Raw genomic sequence first — 823 nt, 5'->3', positions numbered from 1 at the left:
AGGTAAATCCATCCATCGGCATCGCGGTAGGCCAGGTCTCCGGACCAGAACATCCCGTGACGCATCCGGTCCTCTGTGGCGCCGGGGTCGTTGTAGTAGCCCGAGAAGAACCCTGCCCCTTCGAGATTGACGATCTCACCGACGGCTTCATCGGCATTGGCCAGCGCACCCGATTCGTCGAATTGCGCCACAGCACATTCTTCGATGGTGGTGGAGTTGTAGATCGCGACTCCCGGGAAACCCTTCCCGATCGACCCCAGGGGTGTGCCCTCTTCGCGGGTGATGATGACAGCACTCTCGGTGGAGCCGAAACCGTCCCAGACGGTGCAGCCGAAACGCCGGCCGAACTCGATGATGTCGCGGTCGGTGGCCTCGTTGCCAAAGGCCACCCGGAGTTGATTGTCTGCATCGTCGGGCCGCTCTTCGGTGGCCAGCACGTACGCCAGCGGCTTGCCGACGTAATTCATGTACGTGGCGCCGTACCGCCGGATGTCGTCGACGAACCGCGACGCCGAGAACGTGGCCGGAGCCATGGCGGCCCCGGCGTTGACGGCCACACTCCAGCCGGCGAGCACCGCGTTGGAATGGAACAGCGGCATGGAGAGGTAACACGTGTCGGCCGGACCCAGTTCGTACTTCTCCGCGAGCATCTGACCGGCGAACAGCACCATCATGTGAGCCACCTGAACCGCTTTCGGATCGCCGCTGGTTCCCGAGGTGAAGATCATCATGAAGGTGTCGGTGACCTGCGCCTCGTGGTGCGGGACAAGGGGTCCCGCGTCACGAGGCGCAGGTCACCGACACCTTCATGATGATCTTCACC

General features: G+C 63.1%; 1 pseudogene. It reads right to left on the bottom strand.

The window, feature by feature from the left end:
• Positions 1-779, bottom strand: a pseudogene (locus tag CSW57_RS24150) (AMP-binding protein); the annotation flags it as partial.
• Positions 780-823 lie beyond the last annotated feature (44 nt).

Origin of the sequence: Williamsia muralis, assembly GCF_002735905.1 — a bacterium.
GTDB lineage: Bacteria > Actinomycetota > Actinomycetes > Mycobacteriales > Mycobacteriaceae > Williamsia > Williamsia muralis_A.
The sequence above is the reverse complement of the archived record's forward strand: the minus strand, read 5'-3'. Positions and strand labels throughout refer to the sequence as shown.